Here is a 255-nt window from a genome sequence, read left to right as displayed (position 1 = left end):
CCTTGTCGTTACTCATGTCAGCATTCGCACTCGTGATACCTCCAGCAGACCTCTCGATCCACCTTCGTCGGCTTACACGACGCTCCTCTACCGCGTGCCTGCATCCTTAAGCCTACTCATCATGATCCGCCCACCCGACTCAACGTTCGGGGAGCGCTTGAACGTCGCTTCGCGACGTTAATCGAATAGCCTTAAGTGATGCAGGCACACCCGTAGCTTCGGTACCTGGTTTGAGCCCCGTTACATCTTCCGCGC

At 56.5% G+C, this 255-nt stretch carries 1 rRNA gene; it reads right to left on the bottom strand.

Going from position 1 to position 255, the window contains the following annotated elements:
• Nucleotides 1-255 (bottom strand): 23S ribosomal RNA (locus M8009_RS18985); the annotation flags it as partial.

This window comes from Halomonas gemina, assembly GCF_023554995.1.
GTDB lineage: Bacteria > Pseudomonadota > Gammaproteobacteria > Pseudomonadales > Halomonadaceae > Halomonas > Halomonas gemina.
Note: the sequence above shows the minus strand (reverse complement) of the source record. Positions and strands in the feature narration are given on the sequence as shown.